This window comes from Acetobacter cibinongensis, assembly GCF_000963925.1.
GTDB classification, from domain to species: Bacteria; Pseudomonadota; Alphaproteobacteria; order Acetobacterales; family Acetobacteraceae; genus Acetobacter; species Acetobacter cibinongensis.
Window position 1 is genome coordinate 1 of the sequence record NZ_BAMV01000018.1, and the last position, 24,376, is coordinate 24,376.

Here is a 24,376-nt window from a genome sequence, read left to right on the forward strand (position 1 = left end):
AGGGATTGAACCTGTGACCCCCGCCGTGTGAAGGCGATGCTCTACCGCTGAGCTACGCGCCCGGTTGTTGGTGTGCGTGATAGCCAACTTTAAGAGGGTTGGCAACCCAATTTTTACTGTTATTTCGTGGTGTTAGCGAGTTCCTCTCGCTTCATTTCCAGCTCCAGCCATCGTTCTTCAGCCAAAGCAAGCGCCTGCTCAACCTCTTCCAAGTCTTTTGTGAACTTAGAATACGCTTTTGGGTCTTTTGCATACAAACCTGTATCTTCGAGCTTGCCGCGAAGACTTTGCGCTTTGCTCTCCAGCTTTGCCATTTCTTTTGGCAAATTGTCCAAAGCAAACTGATCTTTATAGCTCAACTTTTTCGCAGGAGTTTTTGCTGCCGTGGCAGGTTGCGCCACGCTGATAACAGGAATGCCGGTTTTGATTTCTTCTGAAATCCCGCCTTTTTTCTGCACCAGCATATCACTGTAGCCGCCTGCATATTCTATCCAGGTGCCGGCACTCTCTGTTGCGAGTACGGATGTAGCAACTCGATCGAGAAAATCTCGATCATGGCTCACAAGCAAGACTGTCCCATCATAAGAAGACAGCATATCCTGCAACAGGTCGAGCGTCTCCAAATCGAGGTCGTTGGTTGGCTCATCCAGAACCAGAAGGTTAGATGGCCTAGCAAGTGCGCATGCAAGCATAAGCCGCCCACGCTCACCGCCTGAAAGTGCACTTACAGGTGTACGAGCTTGCTCCGGACGGAAGAGAAAGTCTTTCATGTAACCGATGACATGCCGCTTCTCATCACCAATCTGAACCATATCACCACCACCGCCTGTAAGAGTGTCGGCTAAGGTCTGATCCGGATTAAGCGTTTTGCGTTGCTGATCAAGTGAGACCATTGCGAGAGAAGGGCCAAGAGCAATATGGCCGCTATCTGGGCAATCCTGACCTATAAGAAGGCGCAGCAACGTTGTTTTGCCTGCACCGTTAGCACCAACAATGGCAAGCCGGTCACCACGCAGTATCCTGAGATTGAGGTCTTTGACAATTGTCCTGTCACCCCAAGCTTTATTGACATGCTCCGCAACAGCAACAAGCTTACTAGACGTACCGGCAGACTGTGCAACCAGGGTGACAGTGCCCGTAGCGCGCACAGCATCTCGGCGCGCCTGCCTTAATGCGGCTAACTCACCGACACGGCGTACATTCCGCTTGCGGCGCGCAGTCACCCCGTAGCGCATCCAATCTTCTTCGCGGGCTATTTGCCTATCAAGCTTATGTGCATCGCGTTCTTCCTGCTCAAGAACTTCTTCGCGCCACTCCTCAAAGCGTTCAAATCCTTGCTCCAGGCGACGCGTAATACCTCGATCAAGCCAGACAACGGCACGGGATAACGTTGAAAGCATACGTCTGTCATGGCTGATAATCACCATGGCGCAATTTAGGCTTAAAAGTTCTTTTTCGAGCCACTCAATGGTTGGCATATCAAGATGGTTGGTCGGCTCATCAAGAAGCAGGACATCCGGTGCGGCAGCCAGAATACCGGCTATTGCACACCGGCGTGTCTCCCCCCCGGACAAATGAGCCGTTTTTTTCGAACCGTCCAAATCGAGCGCGTCAAGCAGGGCTTCCGCCCGCCATGTGTTTTCCGGTTCATCAATGCAGCTTTGCACGTAATCCGATGCCGTTGCGAAACCTGAAAGGTCCGGCTCTTGGCGCAAATAACGCAGCTTTGCTCCAGGTTGCACAAAAACACTACCAGAGTCTGGCTGGATAACGCCTGCCGCAATTTTCAGGAGCGTGGATTTACCCGAGCCATTGCGGCCCACCAGGCAAACGCGCTCACCCCGCGCAACAGCAAGGTTGCTTTTGTCGAGTAACGGCCGTCCCCCTAGAGTAAGAGAGACATCTTGAAGGTGCAAAAGGGGAGGAAGTGCCATACCGCACTTCTGTGTCATGATTCCAAGTTATGCAAGATATGGACGAAAAATCCGCGATTAAAAATGTTTCGGCTGTAATTGGGACCCGGGTTTAAGAATGTGCCAACTCAAATTTGCTGACCGCCTGATACGTCGCAACTGCTAGTGTCAAAGGTTCAAATGGCTTGGTAATCACAAAACTAGGTTCTGATGTTTCACCGGTTAACAGGCGCTCGGGGTAAGCGGTTACGTAAATGACTGGAGCATTGTGCGTTTTCGTAATCTCAGCCACCGCACGCATTCCATCGCCGCCAGCCCCCAGATTGATATCTGCCAAAATCAGACCCGGCCGTGTTTTTTGGGCAATGTGAATAGCATCTGCCTGCGTATGAGCCACTCCAGCCACCTTGTGGCCGCATTGGAGAACCAGTTCCTCTATATCCATTGCGATAATGGGTTCATCTTCAATAATCAGGACAGAGGTCTGGATGCCGGTTTTTAGGTAAGCATAAGCCTTATCTGCTTCTTCTTTGGTTTGTTGCGGTGTCAGATCTAATATTTTTGCAACCATATCCGGTGACACTTCTTCCAGAGTCAGGAGAAGGAGGATCTGTCGCTGCACCACGGTTAATTCATTTTTGGAGGCATCAACATGAACATGGTTTACGAAGTGCCGCGAAATTTCACGGTAGAGGCGGCATAAGGCTGGAAGATCGTCCCCAGAGTGATTGGTTGTAAGGCTGCGCAAACTTTGGGCAACCAGCAGATCTCCCCGTGATTGACTCCGCGTCAAGGCACGCGCGTATCGTCTGCCATAAGGAAGAGCTTGAATTAAAGCATCGCGCTGTGACTCTGGCATGACAAATCTCCTTAGCGTGGAGTAAGAACGTTAAAACCCGCGGGGACATAACGATGACACGCACAACCGCCTACAGGAAGAGGTAAGTGTTCTGAAAAGCAATAATTTACAGGACAGTAGCGCCTCTGCATCACATTTCAGGAAAGAGCTGCTCTCCATTATTCCATCATTGCGGGCTTTTGCACGGTTTTTGGCACGTAACCCGTCCACAGCAGATGATTTGGTGCAGGAGACGATCCTACGAGCATTAGCCAAATCAGAGCAATATCAGGAAGACACAAATCTGAAAGCATGGGCGTTCTCGATATTACGCAACATGTTCCTTGAGCAGACACGGCGCCGAAAAAAAGAACAGGAAGTGCTAGAATGTTATGCATCTAACGCCTCCCTGCAGGCAGCCAGTCAACCGAGTGGGCCCGATCGACAAGCCCTACACGACCTCGATGAGATGTTGTGGAAAATTTCCCCACTTCTCCGGGAGGCGCTGGTTTTGATTGGTGCACAAGGCATGAGCTATGAGGAAGCTGCTTTAGTGTGCAATGCATCTGTAGGAACAATGAAAACGCGCGTCTCACGCGCCCGATCCGAATTAATGAAGCTTTCATCTTAGCCTCTAAAGCACTGTAATATATAATTTTTATTCACGAAAATATTTTTCTGAAAATTCTTTGTAACCTTTTCACCCTCTCGTTCATTCCCTTTGTAAGAACGCATTAAAAGCAAAGGGTATCCCGATGACGACTTCATTCCATGACCAAGTGATCGCCATTCTGCCTAAGCTGCGTGTGCAAGCTCTGGCTCTCACACGCAACCGCGCAGCGGCAGAAGATCTGGTGCAGGATGCTGTCTGCAATGCCCTTGCTGCACAGAACAGCTTTGCCCCTGGCACAAATTTTCCAGCATGGATGCATCGTATTCTGAGAAATCGATTCATTTCTGATTTGCGCAAAAAGCGGGAAACAACGGATGTGGACGATATGCCCGCTTCTTTCCTTGCAACCAACGCGCCCCATGAAGACCGCATTATTCTGAAAGACCTTGATGCTGCTCTGGCCCGCCTGCCAGATGATCAGCGTGAAGCGCTCGTTTTGGGCGTGCTGGAAGGTATGAGCTATCAGGAACTGGCTGAAATTGCCGGTTGCGCCGTTGGCACGGCAAAAAGTCGAGTGTTCCGTGCACGCCGTCAGCTAGAAGTATGGATGACAGGTGAGGAACATGTTGGTAATGAACGTCTGAAATCTCAGGCTGCGGCGCTCCGTCGTAAACTTGATCGCGATGCAGAGGAACGTCCGGCAGCGCGTAGGGTTTGAGGGCGCAGCCTCATTAGGCAACTTATAGGGCGAACTAGCGGGTTTAGGCATGTCAGATGTTTGCTATTCGGACAGAAAACATGACTTTTCCGTTAGGCGGGCCATGGTCGTACCGCCGCATGGAAAAATCTATGGATGAAGACAAGGCCGGAGCGCCTTCAAAAACGTCTGACCAGGCGTTTGATCTCTGGCTCAAACGTGGACTTCACCAGCTTTTCGATGACGTGGCAAATGAACCCATACCAGAAGAACTGTTGAAGCTCATTGAAGAAGACCGTCGGGACGAGGCCTGAGACATCCAAGCATGAAAGGCTCCCGCATTCCCTGCGGGGTGTCTTTAATTATGTCTTGTTTGGATTAGGCCGAACGTTCAGCACAACCAGTGCGCGAATGCGCCTGATCATAGGCTTATCTGCGGTGCCAGTGGTGTGCATTGGCTCCGCAATGGCTATTCATAACTATCATGAATTGATGGTTGGTAGCGCTCAACGCGCCTCCACAGCCATTACACGGCTAGATTTGCAGTTTCGTCATGATACAGACCGCCTTCGCAGCGCTCTGGAAACCATTGGCAGCATGGGCTTGACGCCTGACCAAATAGGTCATGCACTTTCTCTTGCAGAGACAATGAGCGGGCAAAGATACTGCTACCTCGGCGTTTTGGACGCTGACGGTGAACAGCTTCACGCTGTATCCCCAGTGGGTGGCAAGTGCGCATCGGTCGGCAGGCCAGATCCTCTCCCATCATTTGATGCGACTCTGTTAGAAGCCGTTCAGACCGACGATGGCACAGAGGAGCAGGGCTCTTTTTTACGCATCACCGTACCAGCCGTCTTTTTATCCATTCCCGAGACGCATGGATATCTGATTGGTGTCTTAAAGCTGTCCCGAAAATCCTCTTTTCTATCCAGCGCCGCTGGCTGGCAGGCTTTTTCGGACGAAAGCAACCCCCTGCGGGCGTGGCTGGTTGACGAGAATAATCACCTCAAAGCTGTTTGCACTGATTGCAAATGGACGGCTCCTCCTACTCACATCGTTACGCAGCTTAGAAAGCAGCTAAATGACGGAAGCGGTACAATCGCATCATTTTCTACAGCCGAGGGTGGCTATGCGCTCGGAGCCATAGCCGGGGGGACCGACATCCTTGTTGCAACACCACGCACCCCGCATGAAAGTAGCGCTTTGAGAACCATGGTTCTGGAAATTTCAGGCCTTGTTTTTCTTCTGGTCATTGGTTTGGGTGGCGTAACTCTTGCCGCGAATGTCGTTCTGGTATGGCCACTGCGCCGGCTTACCTACTCTGTGCAAAAATGGCAGATGGAGGGCGTGTTTGATGGTCGGATCACACGAGCTATGCCTCTGGAACTACAACGTTTAGGCCAGGCCTTCACCAGAGCAACACGAAGGCTCTCCCGCCATGAAGCTCGGCTTAAAGAGGCGATGGCGCATCAAGAACTGCTCATGCGCGAGATTCACCATCGTGTAAAAAACAATCTGCAAATCGTTGCGTCACTTCTAAATTTGCAGGCAGGTCGCATTTCCAACCCAGAATTTCGGGCAGAATTTGCCCTAGCCCGGGATAGAGTGAGGGCTCTCGCCACCCTGCATCGTAGTCTGTACGCCGAGGACAGGCTGGACAGCCTTAATATGTCCAGCTTTTTGAAAGAATTATGCGGGCAGACCCTGCATATTGCCGGGGAATATGAGACTGGCAGAATTGACATGGAAATAAGCTGTGACGACTTTTCCATGAACCCGGACCAAGCCGTGCCACTGGCCTTGATTGTTACCGAATTGGTAACAAACGCCATAAAATATGCGTTTCCAGACGGCCGTTCTGGCATAATATCTGTTTCATTGACCCATGCGGACAAGATGGTGACCCTGAATATAGGGGATAACGGGATTGGATGCACACCGGACCAATGCGACATAAGTGGCCAACAGGGGATTGGCCTTAAACTTATTAAAGGCTTTGCACGTCAGCTTAACGCAACATTTGTTCAAAACTGCCAGAATGGGACTCATTACAGTTTTGTTTTTCCATTAGAGCAGAAATAGCGGCCACTCTTTGTGGCAGAAACTGGGGGAGACGAGCCGATATGCCATGCTTGCAGCCGGGCCGCGCGTGGTTAACTATTTGCGTTACGCGCCGTCCGGTATAAACGGCTATCCCCATGAGCGGTGAAAAAGCAGCAGTACGAGCCTGGACGCGGAAACAGTCGCTATTAGGGCGACGGGCAGCACGGCCAGTTATTCTCCTAGGTCTACTCTCTCCTCTGTGTGGGGTAGGGCAGGCATGGTGTATTGCGACCCTACTTGGCTGTGCACTCATGAGCTTGAGCGATGGCCCGGTGACCGCTTGTCCATCGTGGCCTTTGTACGGCTTCATACTTTTCGCACTCATCCGCGCCATCTGTATGATGGGCAGCGATGTGGCTGCGGCGAAGTCTGGCATTAATGCAAGACAGCGGTTACGCAACTCCGTTCTCCACTCCATTCTTACCGGCGGGCCAGCCCTTCTCCGCAACACACATAGCGGTGTTCTGGCGACGACTGCGGTCGACCGGATTGAAGCGCTGGATGGTTTCTTTGCACGCTGGATTCCTGCCTCCGTATTATGGATGGCAGCCCCCCTTATTATCCTCATTCCTGTTTACGTGGTGAGCCCCCAGGCCGCGCTCGTACTTGGCTTATGCGGTTTGACCGTGCCTTTCTGCCAAGCCATTTTTGGTATTGGCGCCGCAGTTGCGTCTCGCAATCAGTTCCTTGCCATGACACGCTTGCAGGCGCGCTTCCTAGACCGCGTAAAAGGCATAGCCACTATTGTGCTTGCTGGCCGCACCGAAGATGAAACCCGCCGCCTTGCTGGTGCGGCAGAAGAATTACGCCTCCGCACCATGAAAGTGCTGCGGGTAGCCTTTCTTTCCTCTGCTTCGATAGATTGCGCAATGGTGGTTGCATTAATTGTGCTTGCCACTCTTACTGGAGCACATGCACTAGCTCAAAAAGAGGCGGGGGCGCACAGCCTGCTTGAGCCAATGTTGCGGAACGGCCTGTTTGTTCTGATTGTCATCCCTGAGTTTTTTGCCCCTCTGAGATCCATGGCGCTCGCATATCAAGATCGCGCTCATGCACAGGGCGCCGCTACCGCAATACTGGACTTGCCGGACCCAGTTGTTCCTGCCGTCCTACCTGAGGGCACACGAACCGTCACCGCGAACGGCGTTACTGTTGCTTTAGATGATGTCTGCTTTACATGGGACCCGGCCCGTGGACCCGCCCTGCAAAATATAAGTTTTACAGTCCCTGCGGGAGAGACGCTTATTCTGGCAGGTGAGTCTGGTTCCGGCAAATCAACAATCATGGAGCTACTGCTCGGATTTATAACGCCAGATTCAGGTCGTGTACTCCTAAACGGTGCTCCTCTGGAAACACTGGTGCCGGATTCACTCTGCCGCATGATCTCCTGGATTGGGCAGAAACCCGTTCTGTTTGCAGGCTCACTCCGGGATAATGTACTTTTTGCCAGCCCGGATGCTGACGAAGAAAGTTTGCAGGCTGCTTTGAAAGCAGCCGCCGTTGATGAATTCTTGCCTCTTTTGCCAAACGGACTTGAAACCATGATTGGGGAAGGCGGATTTGGCCTCTCCGGCGGCCAGGCCCAACGTATTGCTATCGCCCGTGCTTATTTAAAAAATGCACCCGTACTGCTTTTGGATGAGCCAACTGCGCATCTTGATCCGTTAACCGAGAAAAGCGTTTTTCTGAGCCTGCAGCGCTTAGCTGCACAAAAAACCGTAATTCTGGCAACGCACTCTGCTGCCGCACATATGCTCAACGGGCGTCGCATAGACTTGCAGCGGGGCGTTATTGTAAGCCGGCAAGGAGCTGCCTGAACTATGGATCAGTCCAGTCAGAACAAGAACCATACCAAATACATGCTGACACCATGGCAAGCAGTACGCCACATTCTAGCATTGTGGCATGCTCAAGCAGCACGGCTTGTTATCGGTGTGGTTTTAGCACTCTTGGCTCTGTGCCTCGGTTTTGCACTTATGCAAACCTCTGGACTACGCGTTGCGGGTACCGTACTCGGCTCTGTTCTGGTTACAACCAGTTTACTGCGCTGGGTAGGCGCTGGCCGGGTTATACTCCGGTATGCTGAACGCTTGTTTGCACACGATGCCATGTTTCGTGCCTTGGCAAGCTTACGCGTCTGGTTTTTTCGCTCCCTTGCCGATGGCGCGGCGGCAGGTCTGGGCTTCAAGCGTGCAGGGGATATGCTGTCCCGCTTGGTGTCGGACATTGGCACGCTGGATGGGCTTTATCTGCGCATCCTGCTGCCTTTTGCCTGCGCCTGTCTGACAGTTCCCACATTGCTACTGGTTTTAGGCAAGCACAACATGCTTCTCGGAGGAGGGGTTGCCGTTTTATTTGGCTGTTCTGCCTTTCTGATTCCTTATCTCATCGCAGTGTCGGGCAGGAAAGAAGCCGAAAAATTAACACGTGACCTCGCAGATTTACGGATCGGCGTTCTGGATCTCGTGAGCGGATTACGTGAAATACGTGCTTTTGGCGCAGATAAACGCGTTCTTGCCCACATCCGAGCCACAGATACCGTCCTGCTTGACGGACAGATGCGGTTGGCAAAGCGTGCTGCAAAGGCGAATGCCCTCGCTTATCTTTTGGGGCAAAGTGCCATTTTTCTGGTTCTTGCTGCAGTCTCTGGGAAACTATTTTTAAATATTACACCTTTGGCTGGTGTCGGATGCCTCTTTCTCGTCACCGCTGCTTTCGAGAGCGCATCAACGCTGACACGGGCAGGCCTACAGGCTGGCGCAATGGGTGCAGCAGCCCAGCGCGTTATGGATATTGCAACCAGCGAGCCCCACTCACATACGACAGGCACTGTGCTGCAAGAAGCACCGTTGCACCCCTCCATCCATATTGAAAATCTTTATTTCCGTTGGTCAGAAGACCGACCGTATGTCTTTAAAGGTCTGACCCTGAATATCGCAGCAGGGAGCCGCGTTGCACTTCTTGGGCCGTCTGGAGTTGGAAAATCCAGTCTTGCCGCACTTCTCCTCAAGGCTGCACGACCGGAATATGGCCAGATCACCTTTGACGGGATAGATCTGGCAACTATTGAGACCTCGTCTCTACGCCAACGGATTGCGTGGCTCTCTCAAGCCACGCATCTCTTTGACGACAGTATTCGTGCCAATCTGTTACTCGGCCGTCCTGATGCCACTGAGGACGACTTGTGGCGCGCGTTGGAAGATGCTGCCGTGGCAGATGTTGTCCGCAATCTGCCTGAAGGGTTGGATACATGGCTGGGTGAGGGAGGCATCAAGCTTTCAGGCGGGCAGGGACGCCGGATTGCCTTGGCCCGTACATTACTGACACAGGCCCCCGTTCTTATTCTTGATGAACCGGCAACAGGGTTGGATGCACAAACGGAACACGACTTCTTGGAAACCTTGAACAAGGTTACGGAAGGAAGAACCGTTATTTTGATCGCCCATCGCCTGACAGGTGTTGAAAAACTGGATTGCATTTGGCGTTTGTCGGGCGGAACTGCCGCCGTTTCGCTGACATAATATTGACGAAAAGCTCACTAACGGGCACCAAATAGGCCATCTGTTCATTTTTTGCAGAGGCAGACTATGGCAGATGGCTACACGATAACCATACCTCTGGGGAAACCATTGCATGCGCCGCCTGCTGACTGTTCTAGGTCTTTCACTCCTTGCCGGATGTGCCAGTGAGCCACCCCGCAAATATGTTGTGTTTTTTGCCAACAGTTCTGTTGAGCTTGACGATGCATCACGTAACGTCATTGCTGAAGCCTCTGCTCAGGCACAGAAACATTCTTCTCATGTTGTGCAGGTCGAAGGTTATGCCGGTGCAGGGAATGACCTGTCCGCCGATGCTCTTCTGGCGGTTCAGCGCGCAAAACTGGTAGCGCAGCAATTGCATGATGATGGGGTCTCCGGCGACCGCATTCGTCAGACCCCACGCGCACCGTCCAGCACGGAAGCCTCAACCGTCGGATCTCGCCGCGTGGAAATTGAACTGGTTAGCCCCTAATTCGGTAATGGCTGACTCTCAAACCGAACCTGCTCCTGATAATCACGGTGCACAAGGGCGGGATCGGTTTGTGGGCAGCACCCCGCAAGAGGTGCTACTCTCCGTTTTTGGCTACCCTGACTTCCGGAGCCTTCAGGCACAAGCTGTAGAGCGTGTCATGGCAGGACAGGAGACCCTTGTCCTGATGCCGACTGGCGGCGGCAAGAGCATTTGTTATCAAGTGCCTGCCTTATGCCGCCCCGGCATGGGGCTTGTGGTTTCCCCTCTTATCGCACTGATGGATGATCAGGTAGCAGGCCTACGTCAGGTTGGAATCAATGCCGCCGCCCTCCATTCAGAGCTGGAAAGCGACGAGGCTGCGAAAATCCGGAATGACTTGGCAGCCGGTGCTCTCGACATCCTGTATGTCTCCCCTGAGCGACTTTTATCGCCCGGAACACTAGAGCGGCTCTCCCGGCAAAAAATTTCTCTCATTGCTATTGATGAAGCGCATTGTATCTCTGCCTGGGGCCATGAATTTCGGCCTGAATACCGCGCACTGGCAGCCCTGCCACGGCACTTTCCCGGTGTTCCACGCATTGCCCTGACAGCCACAGCAGACCAACGTACTCGAGACGATATTCTGGCGGCATTAGACATGCCGCAGGCAAGCGTCTTGGTTTCCAGCTTTCACAGGCCCAATCTCAATATTACGGCTCTCCCTAAGGGTTCGGAAACGAAACAGCTAGTTTCCGCGCTGGAACGTCATAAAAACGAGGCCTGTATTGTCTATTGTGGCAGCCGTGCCAGAACTGAGCGGATAGCGGCTTCCTTACGGGAAAAAGGATGGACGGCTCTTGCTTTTCATGCGGGTCTTTCGCCCTTGGAAAAGCGGGCCGCTCTGCTTCGCTTTCGCGCCGGCGAGCCTCTTGTTATTGTGGCAACGATTGCTTTTGGCATGGGGATTGACCGGCCAGACGTGCGTGCGGTCATTCATATGGATATGCCTGCATCACCAGAAGGGTACTATCAACAGATTGGCCGAGCAGGGCGTGATGGACTGCCCTCTGACACAGTGCTTCTTTATGGTGGTGATGACATGGCGCGTGCCCGCCACTGGCTGGAGCTTTCCAATGCACCGGACACGGAAAAACGGGTGATGCGCTCCCGTCTGGAGGCAATGATTGCTCTTACAGAAACCACTGGTTGCCGTACTGCGGCGCTGTTGCATTGTTTTGGTGAAACGCTTTCCGAACCATGTGGCCATTGCGATAACTGCAGGCATCCGGTTGTAACTTTTGACGGTACAGAGGCAGCACGTAAGTTTCTCTCAACAATTTACCGAACCGGGCAAAAATACGGTGCTCTGCACATCATTAATGTTTTGCGCGGCAAACGAACCGATATGGTTGAGCGCAACCAACATGATAGTCTTTCGGTCTGGGGTATTGGTAAGGATAAACCGGAAAGCTTCTGGCGTAGCGTAACCCGCCAGTTGATTGCCCACGGTGCATTGCGGAGCGAGGGGCAATATGGTGGCCTAGCCCTGAATGCTAACATTGCACGCCCGATCTTGCGCGGGGAGCAGAGTCTACAACTCAGGGCTGATGCCACTGCCGAGCTTGAAAATGCTGCCACGCTCCGCGGGAGGACCCAGAGCAGCCCAGAAGCACTCCCCGAAGACAAACAGCCTATTTTTGACGCTCTCCGTAAATGGCGTCTGGATGAAGCCAGGGAGCAGGAAATTCCCCCTTATGTGATTTTTCATGATGCTGCACTTCGAGATATTGCGCTCTCCGGTCCGCTTTCTCTGGATGAACTAGCCCTGATCAAAGGGGTAGGGCGCTCCAAGCTTGAGCGCTATGGTGCCGCTGTTTTGGCCGTTCTCGCTGCAAAGGTATAGTTGCATGGCATCCATACAGGAAAGACGCGCCCAGATTTTGCAACTCGTGCAGCGACAAGGCTATGCCGCGAACGAAGATCTGGCGAAAGCACTGCATGTAACAGTGCAGACGGTACGCCGGGACGTGAATAGCATGGCAGCAGAGGGCATGATTGCACGCCACCACGGCGGAGCCTCAGCTTTATCTTCCAACGAAAACATTGCCTATTCTGAACGACAGATTCTTAATCCCAAGGCCAAGGATGCCATTGGCCATGCGGCGGCAAGCATTATTCCTGACGGAGCATCGCTTTTTATCAATATAGGGACGACAACCGAAGCCTTTGCCCGTTCATTGCGGAACCATCGGGCTTTACGGGTTATTACCAACAATATTCATGTAGCCTCTCTGCTGGCACCGGCCCCAGAATGCACGCTGATCATTACTGGCGGAACTGTCCGCCTAAGAGACGGCGGCATTGTCGGCCCAGCAGCCGCAGCCATGATTGAGCAATATAGGGCGGATTACGGTGTGATTGGCATCAGCGGTATTGATGAAGACGGGACGCTTCTTGATTTTGACGCTGATGAAATCAATGCCGCACAGGCTATCATCCGCAACTCTCGCACAACTATTCTTCTGGCTGACCATACGAAGTTTAAACGGCGCCCCATGGCGCGCGTTGGGCATTTGTCCGAAATCACTTCCTTTTATACGGACCAGCCTTTGCCAGCTGCATTAGCCGGAATTGTAGCCGAGGCGGGTGTAGATTTGCATGTCATACAGAGCTAAATTTTCGGAAAAGAAAAATAAACTTCAGAAAGCGGCTTCAATGTCATAATTGAGCCATTGTATTTTCCTTTTGTTTTCGGATACGAAGGAAAACATAGTTTCAGATGTAGGATCGGATAGAAAATGGCAGACACTTCGGCTCCCGTAGATCGTCCTTACGACCTGCTTATTGTGGGTGGCGGCGTAAATGGCGCAGGCATAGCGCGTGATGCCGTTGGCCGCGGGGCGTCTGTTCTGATGGTCGAGCAGGATGACCTTGCGAGCTACACCTCATCTGCCAGCACAAAGCTGATTCACGGTGGCCTGCGCTATCTGGAATATTATGAGTTCCGCCTTGTGCGTGAGGCTCTGACCGAGCGCGAACGGCTGCTGAAAATGGCACCTCACATTATATGGCCCATGCGTTTTGTGCTGCCGCATTCCAAACTGGTGCGGCCCGCCTGGATGCTCAAAGCGGGGCTCTTCCTGTATGATCACCTTGCGTCCAACATGACGCTCCCCAAGTCTCGTGCTGTTGACTTCCGCACGCATTCGTCCGGGCGGCCGCTCAAAGACGACTACACCAAAGGCTTCGTTTATTCGGATGGCTGGGTACAGGATAGTCGCCTTGTTGTCCTGAATGCTCTGGATGCCGCAGAACGTGGGGCAGATATCCGGACCCGCACCCGTCTTATAAAAGCAACGCGTAGCAATGGCCTCTGGCAGGCTGAACTGGAAGATCGAGTTACTGGGAAAACAACACAGGTGCAGGCACGCGCTCTTGTAAACGCCGCTGGCCCATGGGTTGCCCGTCTACTTGCTGAAACCCTCAATATTCCCAATTCTAAGTCTGTCCGTCTGGTCAAGGGCAGCCATATCATTGTCCCGCGTGTTTTTGACGGCCCTCAGGCCTATATTTTCCAGAACCCGGACAAACGAATTGTTTTTGCCATTCCATACGAGCAGAATTTCACCCTCATTGGCACAACGGATATTCCGTGGAACGAAGCTCCGGGAAAAGTCGGCATTGCTCCTGACGAAATTAAGTATCTTTGCGAAAGCGTGAACCGCTATTTCAAAAAAGATGTTAGGGAAAGCGATGTCGTCTGGACTTATGCAGGCCTGCGTCCGCTGTATGATGATGCATCAGCCAACGCCTCTGCGGTAACGCGGGACTATGTTCTGGACCTCGACACGCAAGACGGCGCGCCCCTGCTGTCCATTTTTGGCGGGAAAATAACCACATACCGCAAACTGGCTGAACATGCGTTGGAGAAGTTGGCTCCTGTCTTGCCCGCAGTAGCTGGTGCAAGCTGGACGGCGACCGAAGTTCTGCCGGGTGGTGATATTGGAGAAGGGGGCTTTGATGCGGCCCTTGCCCGTTTGGGCCGTGCCGCGCCTTGGTTGCCTGCCGCAACGGCATGGCGTCTGCTCCGCAATTATGGCAGCCGTGTTTATGAAATTATTGGGGAAGCTACCAGTCTGAAGGACTTGGGAGAAGTTCTGGGCGGGGATTTGACTACCCGTGAAGTTGACTATCTGATACAGCGCGAATGGGCACGGACAGGAGAGGATATTCTGTGGCGCCGGAGCAAGCTGGGCTTACACCTGAGTGAAGCAGAAAGACAGAAAGTCTCTGATTATGTGCAACAGAAGGCTGCCTGACACTCAAGAGTGAGGTCAGGTAGTTATTTCCCAGAATAATAAAGAATAAAGAGGGAAGTATGACGACTAAAGCCCGGGCTTATGTTGGTGAACTGATTGCAGAATGTATTGCTGTATTCATCATCATTGTTTTTGGGGATTCCGTAGCGGCGATGTATTCGCTCTACGATCCCAGCCCTTATAAGCAGGCTTATTGGGGGGTCTGCATTGTGTGGGGACTGGGCGTGACCATAGCCATCTATGTCACGGGTGCCGTGTCCGGCACGCACGCCAACCCCGCAGTCACACTTGCATTGGCCTGTTTCCGGAATTTTTCCTGGAAGAAGGTACTGCCTTATTGCGCCGCGCAGATACTTGGAGGGTTCTTAGGGGCTATCATTGTATATGCGTTGTTTTCTCCAGTGATTGACCACTACGCTGCCGTCAACCAACTTGACAGGCTGCATGATGGGGCAGGGGCGGGCGTATTTTTCACACATCCTGGTGAGTTCATCTCCCCCATGCATGCCTTCATGGACGAGATTATTCTGACGGCCATACTGGTGCTGGGTATTTTTGCAATCACGTGTGAATATAACACCCAAGCGCCACAGGCGAACTCCAGCGCTCTCATCATCGGGCTTCTGGTGGCTATTATTGGGGCGTCAGCTGGCTATCTTGAGGCATGGGCTATAAATCCGGCCCGAGATCTGGGGCCAAGGCTCTTTTGTTACTTCGCTGGGTGGGGGCCAAGCGCACTTCCATCCCCGCAGAATTACTGGTGGGTGCCTATCGCAGGGCCCCTTATTGGAGGAGTGGTGGGCGGTGGCCTGTACCAAGCTGTTTTAAGGCCATTTATGCCTTCTTCAAACCAGTCTTCTTCTCACATCGCTCACGACTGAACGACGTCAATCAAAAAGGATAACCCTCGATGAGCAAGCAAGATCATGTCCTCGCTATTGATCAGGGAACGACCTCTACCCGAACCATCGTTTTTGATCGAAATGCCCTCGAGGTTGCCAGTGCGCGAAGTGAGTTCGCGCAGCATTATCCTGATGCCGGTTGGGTAGAACATTGCCCTGAAGACATCTGGAATGACGTTCTCAAGACGTCCCGTGCTGCGTTGGAAAAATCCGGCATGCTGGACCGCATTGCGGGCATAGGCATTACCAATCAGCGCGAAACAATTGTGGTGTGGGAGCGCGCAACCGGCAAGCCTATTCACCGCGCCATTGTCTGGCAGGACCGCCGGACAGCCGCCACCTGCCAGAAACTGCGCGAAGAAGGCGCAGAAACGCTTGTACGTGAACGGACAGGTTTGCTGATTGATCCGTATTTTTCAGCCACGAAACTGGCATGGATACTCGATAACGTATCTGATGCCCGAACCCGTGCAGAGAAAGGCGAGTTGGCCTTTGGGACCATTGATTCCTTCATTCTCTGGCGTCTGACCGGCGGAAAAGTTCATGCAACCGACATCACTAACGCATCCCGTACACTGCTGTTCGATATTCATCGCCAACAATGGGATGATGACCTTCTGCGTCTTTTCCGCATTCCGGCCGCTTTGCTGCCAGAAGTAAAAGACAACAGTACTATTTTTGGCGAAACTGATCCCTCGCTTTACGGGCGCGCCATTCCCATCGCTGGCATGGCAGGCGATCAGCAGGCCGCCGTGGTTGGTCAGGCCTGCTTTACGCCCGGCATGGCAAAGGCGACTTATGGCACCGGATGCTTTGTTCTTCTCAACACAGGTGAGAAGCCTGTTGCGTCCAAAAACCGTATGCTCACCACCATTGCCTACCGCATGGGTGGCAAAACCACGTATGCTCTGGAAGGCTCCATTTTTGTGGCCGGGGCTGCCATTAAATGGCTCCGTGATGGCCTGCACTTGATTACGCATGCATCGCAAACCGATGATATGGCAACCCGTATCCCGCATAGCCACGGGGTCTATATGGTGCCCGGGTTTGTCGGTCTTGGTGCACCACATTGGGACCCTGATGCACGGGGACTTATTTGTGGTCTCACACTTGACGCAACTGCGGCCCATATCGCTCGTGCGGCCTTGGAATCCGTTGCTTATCAGACATTAGATCTCATAACCGCCATGACGCAGGATGGTGGTGGCACCACTGACGCACTACGTGTTGATGGTGGAATGTCCGCTAATGACTGGTTCTGTAACTTCCTGGCAGACATGCTTCAGGTCAAAGTGGAGCGCCCCAAGCATATTGAAACGACAGCCTTGGGCGCAGGCTTCCTTGCAGGCTTGGCCACTGGTGTGTGGGACAATGAAAAGGAACTGGCCGCCACATGGCAGCACGGCGCAACATTTGAGGCATCCATGCCCAATGAACAAAGACGCAGCATGATTGCAGGCTGGCATCAGGCTGTGCGACGTACCTTGTCTCAAAATAACCCACTCTAATTTTCTGTTTTACGCGTAGTCCCGAAGAGATATTTTACGTCTGCGGGGCTACGCCTTAATTTTTGAGTCTAACAATCTAAGATTTACGTATTTTGACCGTAACGTCTTTAGTGGCTCCGCCCATGAATGAAAATTTAACGGAGACGTCCTGCCCGACCTGAATCGGCTGGTCAGAATTCATACATAATAAATGGTACCCCCCATGCGGAAATACGAGGGTTGTATGGGCAGGCAGGGGCAAATGTGTGAAGAGATTTATAGTGCCTGGAGTACTTTCCTGATCAGAATGATGCCCGATTAGGGTGGGGCACGATGGAGACGTAACACTCGTTAAAAGATGAGGCTCATCGCCATTGTTTTTCAGTGTGAAATAGAGAGAGTAAATATTGGGCGTTTCATCACTGCTCTCCATAATCACGTCAGAAATAACCATATCTTGCTGGACATTTGACTGGCCGGGCATGGAATGTCCCACGTCCTGATTGGCTGCATAAGCAGAACCAACACCGACACTGCCCAAAAAAAGGCTGGTCATAAGGCTTAAAGCCGGTCGTACAGTCATAAGAACTCCCGCATTGGCCCGCTCTCTCTTGTCATAAGAGGCAGGGTGGACCTATTTATAGAGGCATCACTATACCGCACTGTTTTCTATAAAGGGCAAGGCTGTCATTTTTTGTTCTAAACCGTGCCGGCAGTAAGAAATGAAGGTAATCTATGCGTTGTCCCTTTTGTGATAATCCGGATAGCCAGGTAAAGGACAGCCGCCCTAATGAAGAAGGGTCTGCCATAAGGCGGCGCAGAGCCTGCCTATCGTGCGGACAACGCTTTACAACGGTGGAGCGCGTTCAACTCAGAGATCTTGTTGTCGTAAAGGCGGATGGTCGTCGTGCGCCGTTTGAGCGGGAGAAACTGGCTCGTTCCATCCGGATTGCCTTACGCAAGAGACCTGTACCCGACAGCCGAATCGAACAGATCGTTTCTGGTCTAGTCCGGCAGCTTGAAGCATCTGGTGAAACAGAAGTCCCATCCGTACGGATTGGCGCTCTGGCCATGGATGTGCTGCGTGAGGTAGATACAGTGGGGTACGTACGCTTTGCCAGCGTGTATAGAGATTTTACCGAGGCAAAAGACTTTTCAGAAATTTTGACGTCTATGGACCGTCTGGGCCCTGAAAATCAGGAAAAAGACTAGACCTTGAGCCATAAAGGCGTCATGTAGCCCCGCTGACTCATAGTACACGGGTAGGCAGGAGATAGGGATGACTGAGCTGCACAATCAAACAGAACTTAAGGGTGCACAACGCCCGCGCACCGCTGCGCGCGTTGCAGCAGTTCAGGCCTTGTTCCAAATCGAACAGAATAATGACAGGGCTGAAAGTGTTGTTCAGCAGTTTCTGGTCCATCGGTTCGGGACAACCTTGGATAACGCCTCTTATGAAGAGGGATACGTTCCCGAGCCTGATACCCGCCTGTTCATTGCCGTTGTCAAGCAGGCAACTGCTCATCATAACGCCATTCTGGAACAGCTAAACGAGACCCTTCCGGCCACATGGCCGGTATCGCGCTTGGACCCCGTATTACGCGCACTCTTTCAAGCTGCCATTGGTGAGGCGCTGGAGCGGGATTTGCCCTCTGCAATTCTCATTAATGAGTATATGGATATTGCACACGGGTTCTTCTCTGGCGATGAACCCAAGTTGGTAAATGGGGTGCTGGACACAGTGACAAAGCGCCTGAATGGACAGACGGATAGTACTGATGTCGGGCTTGCTGAGGACACCTCCACAGACTGATCTGCCTGCGGAATTTGTATTTATAAAGCAACACTTCGCTAAACTGGCTGGCCCAGCGGCATTAGACCTCAGTGATGATGCCGCCGTCTATACTCCGCCACCGGGGAAAGACCTAGTCATAGCGGCTGATGCCATGGTGGAAAATGTACATTTTCTACCAACGGATCCGCCGGAGACAGTTGGGCGCAAGCTCCTACGCTGCAATCTTTCTGATTTGGCTGCAATGGGAGCAAAGCCTGAAGGCTGGCTTCTTACTTTGGCACGCCCCAAGACTTTACCTGACACTTGGTTTGCGCAGTTCTGTAACGGGCTAGAACAAGACCAGAAAATTTTTTCTCTCAGCCTCATGGGTGGAGACACGACATCCACCAAGGGACCACTGGTTCTCTCTCTTACTATTTTAGGTTCGGTCATACCGGGTCAGGCCATAAAACGCAGGGGCGCCAGAGAAGGTGACGGTCTCTGGGTTACAGGTATGATAGGGGATGGCGCGCTTGGCTTACAGGCATTGCTTGGCAAACTTACAGACGCCTCTGGCCATCTGGCCGATCGTTACCGTTTGCCGCAGCCGCGTGTTGGCCTACCTCTTTCTGGTATAGCCTCCGCAGCAATGGATATCTCCGATGGCCTGATACAAGACGCGGGACATCTGGCACGTGAAAATGGTTTAGGCGTAGTCTTGCATGCTTCTCAAATTCCACTGTCTTCAGCAGCAAAAGCCTGCGGGGACAAATGGTTTGAAACATGTTTGACAGGGGGCGATGACTACGAAATCCTTTTTAGTGTTCCGCCTGAACATGAAGCAACACTCTTACAGAACCCTGTCATGGCCACTGTAGCAGGGCCTGTCCCAGTCACCCGCATTGGACATTTTTGCAAACAGCAGTTAGGCGTCACTGTCCTGGGACGCGATGGAGCAGAAATGACTTTTGCACACCATGGATGGAGCCATCTCTAGCTCCATTTTTTAATGACCAGAGGTTTCGAGTGTTTTTTCGTACATTCTGTGAGTTTTGTAGGGCTCAGGCACAATGCGCTCTATAAGATTTCGGATGCCGGTATTGGTCTCCAATACCCATCCCAACTCAATTGTTCGATAGGGAAGATGCCGCCCACGCTGCATCAGTTCGTCAATGAGCAACGCGGGAATAATGGCGCTTAAAGCCGTTCCTGCGAGTTTCTTTTTGACGCCCAACAAGATTACCCGCGCTGAACGAAAATCGTGGCGGAGTATGCGTGTGGCAAGCTTGACCCAACCCAAGGGAGAAGGCGCTCCGTTAAGATCTCCACTGACATCGTAAACATTTGGAACAACCAGAGCAATTGCGACTGGCTCTTTATCAAATTCAACCAAAACATATTGTTCAGGCTTCAAAATAGGCTTCATGGTTTTTAAAAGAGACTGAACTTCATGACTGGTCAGCGGCACATTTCCCCATGTACCAGCCCACGCGTCATTATAAATATCTTTCAGAATTTCAGCGTCTTCCGGAATATGGTTGGTCCTTAGCCCCCGTACCGTAACAGAACCAAGCCGTTGCCGAAGGTTGGCTGGCACCTGATTTGCCTGCTCAGCCTCCTTACTCACTTCCATTTTGTAGGAAAACAGATCCACGGCCTTCTCGAAGCCAGCGGCCTCAATGGCCGGACCAAGCATCTTCGGGTGCCATCCCATGCCGACCATGGGTGCTTCGTTCTGCCCCGCGATCATGGTGCCAGATTCGCCATTACTATTCAGGGTCCAAGGCCCCCGAATACGCTCTATGTCGAACTGCCTTAACCAATTTTCAGCAGCATCAAGAAGCGGCTTCACGCACGCTGTATCCAGCGCATCCAACGCACCAAAAAAACCTGTTCTTGGCTCGGTCGTCTTTTCTAAGGCTAGAAAATCTATTTGTGCAGATATTCTTCCGATGGGCTTGTTACCGCGCCATGCAAGGAAATAGCAGGCTTTACCATGCGCAAAAAAAGGAGACTGCTTGGGATTAAGCATTCCCTTTTGCTCCATGTCCAATGGAGGCACATAATCAGGCAAACCACTATACAAGAGTCGAGGGAGGCGGATAAAAAGGGCAAGCTGACGGGCACCCACAACTGGGGATACGACAATCTGGTCAGGCTTGGTCATTTGCGCTCCGTCAACTACAACTCTAAACCGCAAGGTGATGCATCATTCCTGTCGAATGGGGAAGGAAAAAGTGTGAGGGAAATACCTACAAACAACGCGGCCACGCGTTCTATCCTGATCACAGGTGCCACAGGTGGAATTGGGGCAGAGCTAGCGAAACGATATGCAAGACCAGGCCGCACTCTTGTTCTCTGGGGGCGCAACGCGGAACGGCTGACGCAGGTGGCAACTCTCTGCTGCGCGCGCGGGGCTGCTGTCATCACGCGCCAGATAGACTTGACGGATGGGCAAGTAGCACTTGATGCGCTTCTTGAAGACGACAAACGCGCTTCGCTGGATTTGTTGATTCTTGGAGCTGGTTTATCCGATATCAAGCCAGCCAATGCCACTACGGAAGATCCCAAAAAAGTACTTCAACTAGCTCTCGTAAACTATACCCTCCCAGTAACCCTCGCCACTGCTGCAGCACAGCGCATGATTTCAAGAGGGCAGGGGAAGATTGTGTTTATCGGGTCTGTTGCTGGCTTTTACGAGCTTCCCTTTGCGGCCTCTTATAGCAGCTCAAAATCCGGACTGGCTTGCTTTGCCGAGGCCGCACGACTGGACTGGGGCCGACACAATATCAAGGTCACCCTTATCGTCCCTGGGTTCGTTGATACGCCAATGAGCCAACGCCTTAAAGGAGCACGCCCCTTCCTTGTGTCAGCAGGCAGCGCAGCACGGCAAATTATGCAGGCTGTAGCCATTGGCCAAGCTGAATATGTTTTCCCGTGGCAATTCAGGGTTTTAAGAATTGTAGAGAGGCTAGTGCCCCAATTTCTGCGTAAGAAAATCCTGCTATCTTTGAAAGCAGACCAAGATTAACCCACGCAGATTAAGTCACCTCGATAAGAGGTGCATTTTCAAAAAATTTTGGGGATAAAGTTTTCCACAAAATGTGGAGGTCCGGGCGGGAATCGAACCCACGTACGCGGATTTGCAGTCCGCTACATCACCATTCTGCCACCGGACCGATGACGTGAGGGCCTTATGCATGAATTTAGATGTAGGGTCAAGAGCCACTTTCCCATACGACAGCCAAAAAATATTATCCTAAGCACTATAACCCCACACGGAATGGCCATAAATTCCGCTTTGCCGCGAGGTTAAATTATTAAGAAATAAAATACGTAAACTCCTATTAAAAAATATCCGTGTTCATCGAGTATTCTCAGAGGCTTTTATCGACTAAACTGAGGCCTCTAGTCCTTTCGTGTCGTCAATTCATGATGTATAAAGTGCCAAATCGTGGTGAGGAGCGTGTTATGAAGCGTATTTATGGGGTAGGTTTGGCTGCAGCCTTGTGCAGCACAACTGCGTGGGCCCAGAAATATGATGGAAGCGGCTCTCCTGCTTTTGTGCCCCACACGCTTCAAGAAGCTCTTGCTTCTGCTTATTTGACCAATCCCACATTACAGGAAGCCCGCGCCACGCTTCGCGCCGCGGACGAACAAGTTCCTACCGCCTTGGCAGGGTGGCGCCCGACGGTAACAGGTAATGTCGGCTTATCCTACTATAAAGGTATGAATGATTACCAAGGGGGCAGTGGATCAGGTTCTTACAACCGGCGCTACGACACTCCCGGGTACACAGCTGGCGTCACTATAAACCAGCCTCTTTACACAGGCGGCAAAACAACGGCTGCGACACACCAAGCCGTTAATCAGGTAATGGCTGCGCGCGCCAACTTAATCTCGTCAGAACAAAAAGTTTTTATGGATGTCGTAAACGCTTATGTCGGCGTAATTCAGGACGAACAACTTCTCCAGTTGAATATCAATAACGAACGCGTATTGCAGCAGCAGCTGCGTGCGACTAACGAGCGTTTTAAAGTTGGCGAAATTACCCGCACGGACGTTGCTCAGGCCGAATCCGCCTACGCCACAGCTAAAGCGACCAGGCAGCAATCTGAAGGTACTCTACAAACTGCACAGGCAACCTACATGCAAGTTGTAGGGATGGCACCCCCGCCTAATCTAGTGCCTCCACAGCCTTTGGTACTGCCTGTTAACTCATCCCAATCAGCCGTCAACCTTGCTGTGCGTAATAATCCTGATGTCATAAGCGCCCTTTTTACTGAAGCATCCAAAAAAGATAGTGTGGCTGTAGCTATAGCTGCGATCATGCCCAAAATTTCCGCAACGGCAGCGTACCAGAAACAACTGAATCAGAGTCTCAATCATCAAATTAATGAAAATAAATATGCAATGCTGAATTTTGAAATTCCTGTTTACCAAGGTGGGTCGGAATATGCAGCCGTAAGGCAGGCAAAGCAGCAGCAACAAGAATCCCATCGTGAAGTGGATGTTCAGAGACGGACCGCAGCACAAAGTGCCGCTTCAAACTGGCAAAGATTGGTTTCCTATCAGGCTGCCATATCGAGTAATCGTGCAGCAATACGCGCCGGGACCGTGGCCTTGGATGGCGTTGAAAGACAGGCCATTGTAGGCACAAGCACTACCCTTGAAGTTTTGCAGCAACAGGAAACTCTGTTGCAGGCACAGGTCGCTTTGGTTCAAAGTCTTAGCAACCTTGTTTTGACGTCCTATAACGTAGCCTCAGCCATAGGACGTCTGACAGCGGCCGACCTTAAACTGAACGTGCCTTTATATGATGAAAAAGCTTACTATCAGGCTGTAAAAGACAGGTTGTGGGGCATTAACGACTATGCCCTTAATCAACCCGGCCGATAATAACCACGTCCTTGTCCGGAACATTGTCTTATGACTTCAGATCCACACCCTAAAGAAGCAAACCAGTCTATAGAAGACGTCTTGGCATCCATCCGCAATACATTGCAGCAAGAACGCGCAGTTGATGGAGCCCAAGAACCAAGTCATGATGACGATGAAGATGATATGTTGGTTCTGTCTCCCGCCATGCAGGAGGAAGTTGCTCAGCAGCCACAGTCTTCCATGCCTGATATCGGACAGAAACAGATATCTGGACACGGCACCCATTTAGGCTCAATAAATCAGCAACAAGGTAGCCCCGCAGAAACATTGGGCCATAGCGCTGCTGTTGCGCATCAAAATTCTGCTTCTGCGCCTTCTGATGACCAAGATGATGAAACCGAACCAAATTTTCCTGTGGTTCATGCTAAACAAACAGACTTGACCAAGAAGGCAAAACCCATGTCTGATTCCTTGCCTATCCCACTGAGCGAAGAAGCAATTTCTGATACCAGCAGCTCATTTGCCGTGCTGCAGAAAACCCTTCAGGAAAAATACCTGAAAGACTACGAGGAGAGAAAAGTGGCTGTTACCAATGAAGGGTCTCTGACCGTTGAAGATATCGTCCGTCAGGAAGTTCGCGCTTTCCTGAAGAAATGGCTGAATGCCAATCTGCCAACCATCGTACAGGCTGCTGTACGTGAAGAAGTGGAACGCCTAACACAGCGTGGAATTTAACAAAGAGCTTTCACCTCAATTAGCGGTGCACGGCGGCTTGTTGGGGTGCTGTTCATAGTGTTTGGCAAAGATGTTCTTTGCTAGGGCGGGGGTGGCAATACCTTCCGCCTTTTTTATGTTTTCT

22 protein-coding genes and 1 tRNA gene are annotated in these 24,376 nt (G+C 51.8%); 18 read left to right on the forward strand and 5 right to left on the reverse strand.

Translation table 11 applies throughout. The features are described 5' to 3' along the window. Window positions 1-119: 119 nt before the first annotated feature. The gene (locus tag Abci_RS10830) at window positions 120-1,934 is read right to left on the reverse strand and encodes an ABC-F family ATP-binding cassette domain-containing protein (protein WP_048839194.1); all 1,815 of its coding nucleotides are present in this window, start codon (window positions 1,932-1,934) and stop codon (window positions 120-122) included. Window positions 1,935-2,025: 91 nt separating this feature from the next. Then, the gene (locus tag Abci_RS10835) at window positions 2,026-2,772 is read right to left on the reverse strand and encodes a response regulator (protein ID WP_048839195.1); all 747 of its coding nucleotides are present in this window, start codon (window positions 2,770-2,772) and stop codon (window positions 2,026-2,028) included. 190 nt (window positions 2,773-2,962) lie between these two features. On the opposite strand from Abci_RS10835, the gene Abci_RS10840 reads away from it, so the two are divergent. From Abci_RS10840 to glpK, 12 genes are all read left to right on the forward strand, one after another. Then, the gene (locus Abci_RS10840) at window positions 2,963-3,382 is read left to right on the forward strand and encodes a sigma-70 family RNA polymerase sigma factor (RefSeq protein WP_244877656.1); all 420 of its coding nucleotides are present in this window, start codon (window positions 2,963-2,965) and stop codon (window positions 3,380-3,382) included. A gap of 124 nt (window positions 3,383-3,506) precedes the next feature. Further along, window positions 3,507-4,082: a sigma-70 family RNA polymerase sigma factor gene (locus Abci_RS10845; protein WP_048839197.1), complete on the forward strand. Its 576-nt coding sequence runs from the start codon at window positions 3,507-3,509 to the stop codon at window positions 4,080-4,082. Between the two features lie 131 nt (window positions 4,083-4,213). Beyond that, the gene (locus tag Abci_RS10850) at window positions 4,214-4,375 is read left to right on the forward strand and encodes a NepR family anti-sigma factor (protein ID WP_240554460.1); all 162 of its coding nucleotides are present in this window, start codon (window positions 4,214-4,216) and stop codon (window positions 4,373-4,375) included. A 97-nt stretch (window positions 4,376-4,472) separates the two neighbouring features. Continuing rightward, on the forward strand, window positions 4,473-6,143 hold the full coding sequence (locus Abci_RS10855) for a sensor histidine kinase (RefSeq protein WP_048839199.1): 1,671 nt from the start codon (window positions 4,473-4,475) through the stop codon (window positions 6,141-6,143). Between the two features lie 116 nt (window positions 6,144-6,259). Further along, window positions 6,260-7,981 carry a thiol reductant ABC exporter subunit CydD gene (gene cydD / locus Abci_RS10860; RefSeq protein WP_048839200.1) on the forward strand — a complete coding sequence of 574 codons (1,722 nt, stop codon included), beginning with the start codon at window positions 6,260-6,262 and terminating at the stop codon, window positions 7,979-7,981. Window positions 7,982-7,984: 3 nt separating this feature from the next. Further along, on the forward strand, window positions 7,985-9,685 hold the full coding sequence (cydC, locus tag Abci_RS10865) for a thiol reductant ABC exporter subunit CydC (protein ID WP_048839201.1): 1,701 nt from the start codon (window positions 7,985-7,987) through the stop codon (window positions 9,683-9,685). 112 nt (window positions 9,686-9,797) lie between these two features. After that, entirely contained in the window at window positions 9,798-10,175 is a 378-nt protein-coding gene (locus Abci_RS10870; protein ID WP_048839202.1) for an OmpA family protein, read from the forward strand. 7 nt (window positions 10,176-10,182) lie between these two features. Next, the gene (gene recQ, locus Abci_RS10875; RefSeq protein WP_084597639.1) at window positions 10,183-12,057 is read left to right on the forward strand and encodes a DNA helicase RecQ; all 1,875 of its coding nucleotides are present in this window, start codon (window positions 10,183-10,185) and stop codon (window positions 12,055-12,057) included. A 4-nt stretch (window positions 12,058-12,061) separates the two neighbouring features. Continuing rightward, window positions 12,062-12,829, forward strand: coding sequence for a DeoR/GlpR family DNA-binding transcription regulator (locus Abci_RS10880; RefSeq protein ID WP_048839203.1), 768 nt, complete (start codon window positions 12,062-12,064; stop codon window positions 12,827-12,829). 123 nt (window positions 12,830-12,952) lie between these two features. Further along, a complete protein-coding gene (gene glpD / locus Abci_RS10885) occupies window positions 12,953-14,473 on the forward strand; it encodes a glycerol-3-phosphate dehydrogenase (protein WP_048839204.1) in 1,521 nt (506 codons plus the stop codon). Window positions 14,474-14,532: 59 nt separating this feature from the next. Further along, entirely contained in the window at window positions 14,533-15,354 is an 822-nt protein-coding gene (locus Abci_RS10890) for an MIP/aquaporin family protein (RefSeq protein ID WP_048839205.1), read from the forward strand. A gap of 29 nt (window positions 15,355-15,383) precedes the next feature. Beyond that, window positions 15,384-16,883: a glycerol kinase GlpK gene (gene glpK / locus Abci_RS10895; RefSeq protein WP_048839206.1), complete on the forward strand. Its 1,500-nt coding sequence runs from the start codon at window positions 15,384-15,386 to the stop codon at window positions 16,881-16,883. A 76-nt stretch (window positions 16,884-16,959) separates the two neighbouring features. Here the strand turns inward: glpK and Abci_RS10900 are convergent, their stop codons facing one another. Continuing rightward, complete coding sequence (locus Abci_RS10900) at window positions 16,960-17,445, reverse strand: copper chaperone PCu(A)C (RefSeq protein WP_048839207.1); 486 nt, start codon at window positions 17,443-17,445, stop codon at window positions 16,960-16,962. A gap of 152 nt (window positions 17,446-17,597) precedes the next feature. On the opposite strand from Abci_RS10900, the gene nrdR reads away from it, so the two are divergent. The 3 genes from nrdR (at window position 17,598) to thiL (ending at window position 19,633) form a co-directional block, all read left to right on the forward strand. Continuing rightward, complete coding sequence (gene nrdR / locus Abci_RS10905) at window positions 17,598-18,074, forward strand: transcriptional regulator NrdR (RefSeq protein ID WP_048839208.1); 477 nt, start codon at window positions 17,598-17,600, stop codon at window positions 18,072-18,074. A gap of 67 nt (window positions 18,075-18,141) precedes the next feature. Next, a complete protein-coding gene (nusB, locus tag Abci_RS10910; protein ID WP_048839209.1) occupies window positions 18,142-18,675 on the forward strand; it encodes a transcription antitermination factor NusB in 534 nt (177 codons plus the stop codon). Beyond that, on the forward strand, window positions 18,620-19,633 hold the full coding sequence (gene thiL / locus Abci_RS10915) for a thiamine-phosphate kinase (RefSeq protein WP_371861373.1): 1,014 nt from the start codon (window positions 18,620-18,622) through the stop codon (window positions 19,631-19,633). Before nusB ends, thiL begins: the two co-directional genes overlap by 56 nt. A gap of 9 nt (window positions 19,634-19,642) precedes the next feature. On the opposite strand, the gene Abci_RS10920 is transcribed toward thiL, so the two are convergent. Continuing rightward, window positions 19,643-20,803, reverse strand: coding sequence for a GNAT family N-acetyltransferase (locus tag Abci_RS10920; RefSeq protein ID WP_048839211.1), 1,161 nt, complete (start codon window positions 20,801-20,803; stop codon window positions 19,643-19,645). Between the two features lie 72 nt (window positions 20,804-20,875). Here Abci_RS10920 and Abci_RS10925 point away from each other — a divergent pair, with 72 nt between their 5' ends. After that, window positions 20,876-21,667, forward strand: coding sequence for an SDR family NAD(P)-dependent oxidoreductase (locus tag Abci_RS10925; RefSeq protein ID WP_048839401.1), 792 nt, complete (start codon window positions 20,876-20,878; stop codon window positions 21,665-21,667). 74 nt (window positions 21,668-21,741) lie between these two features. Here the strand turns inward: Abci_RS10925 and Abci_RS10930 are convergent. Next, window positions 21,742-21,815 (reverse strand) — tRNA-Cys (locus tag Abci_RS10930). A gap of 292 nt (window positions 21,816-22,107) precedes the next feature. Here Abci_RS10930 and Abci_RS10935 point away from each other — a divergent pair. After that, entirely contained in the window at window positions 22,108-23,535 is a 1,428-nt protein-coding gene (locus Abci_RS10935) for a TolC family outer membrane protein (protein ID WP_048839212.1), read from the forward strand. A gap of 30 nt (window positions 23,536-23,565) precedes the next feature. Further along, a complete protein-coding gene (locus Abci_RS10940) occupies window positions 23,566-24,252 on the forward strand; it encodes a DUF2497 domain-containing protein (RefSeq protein ID WP_048839213.1) in 687 nt (228 codons plus the stop codon). Window positions 24,253-24,376 lie beyond the last annotated feature (124 nt).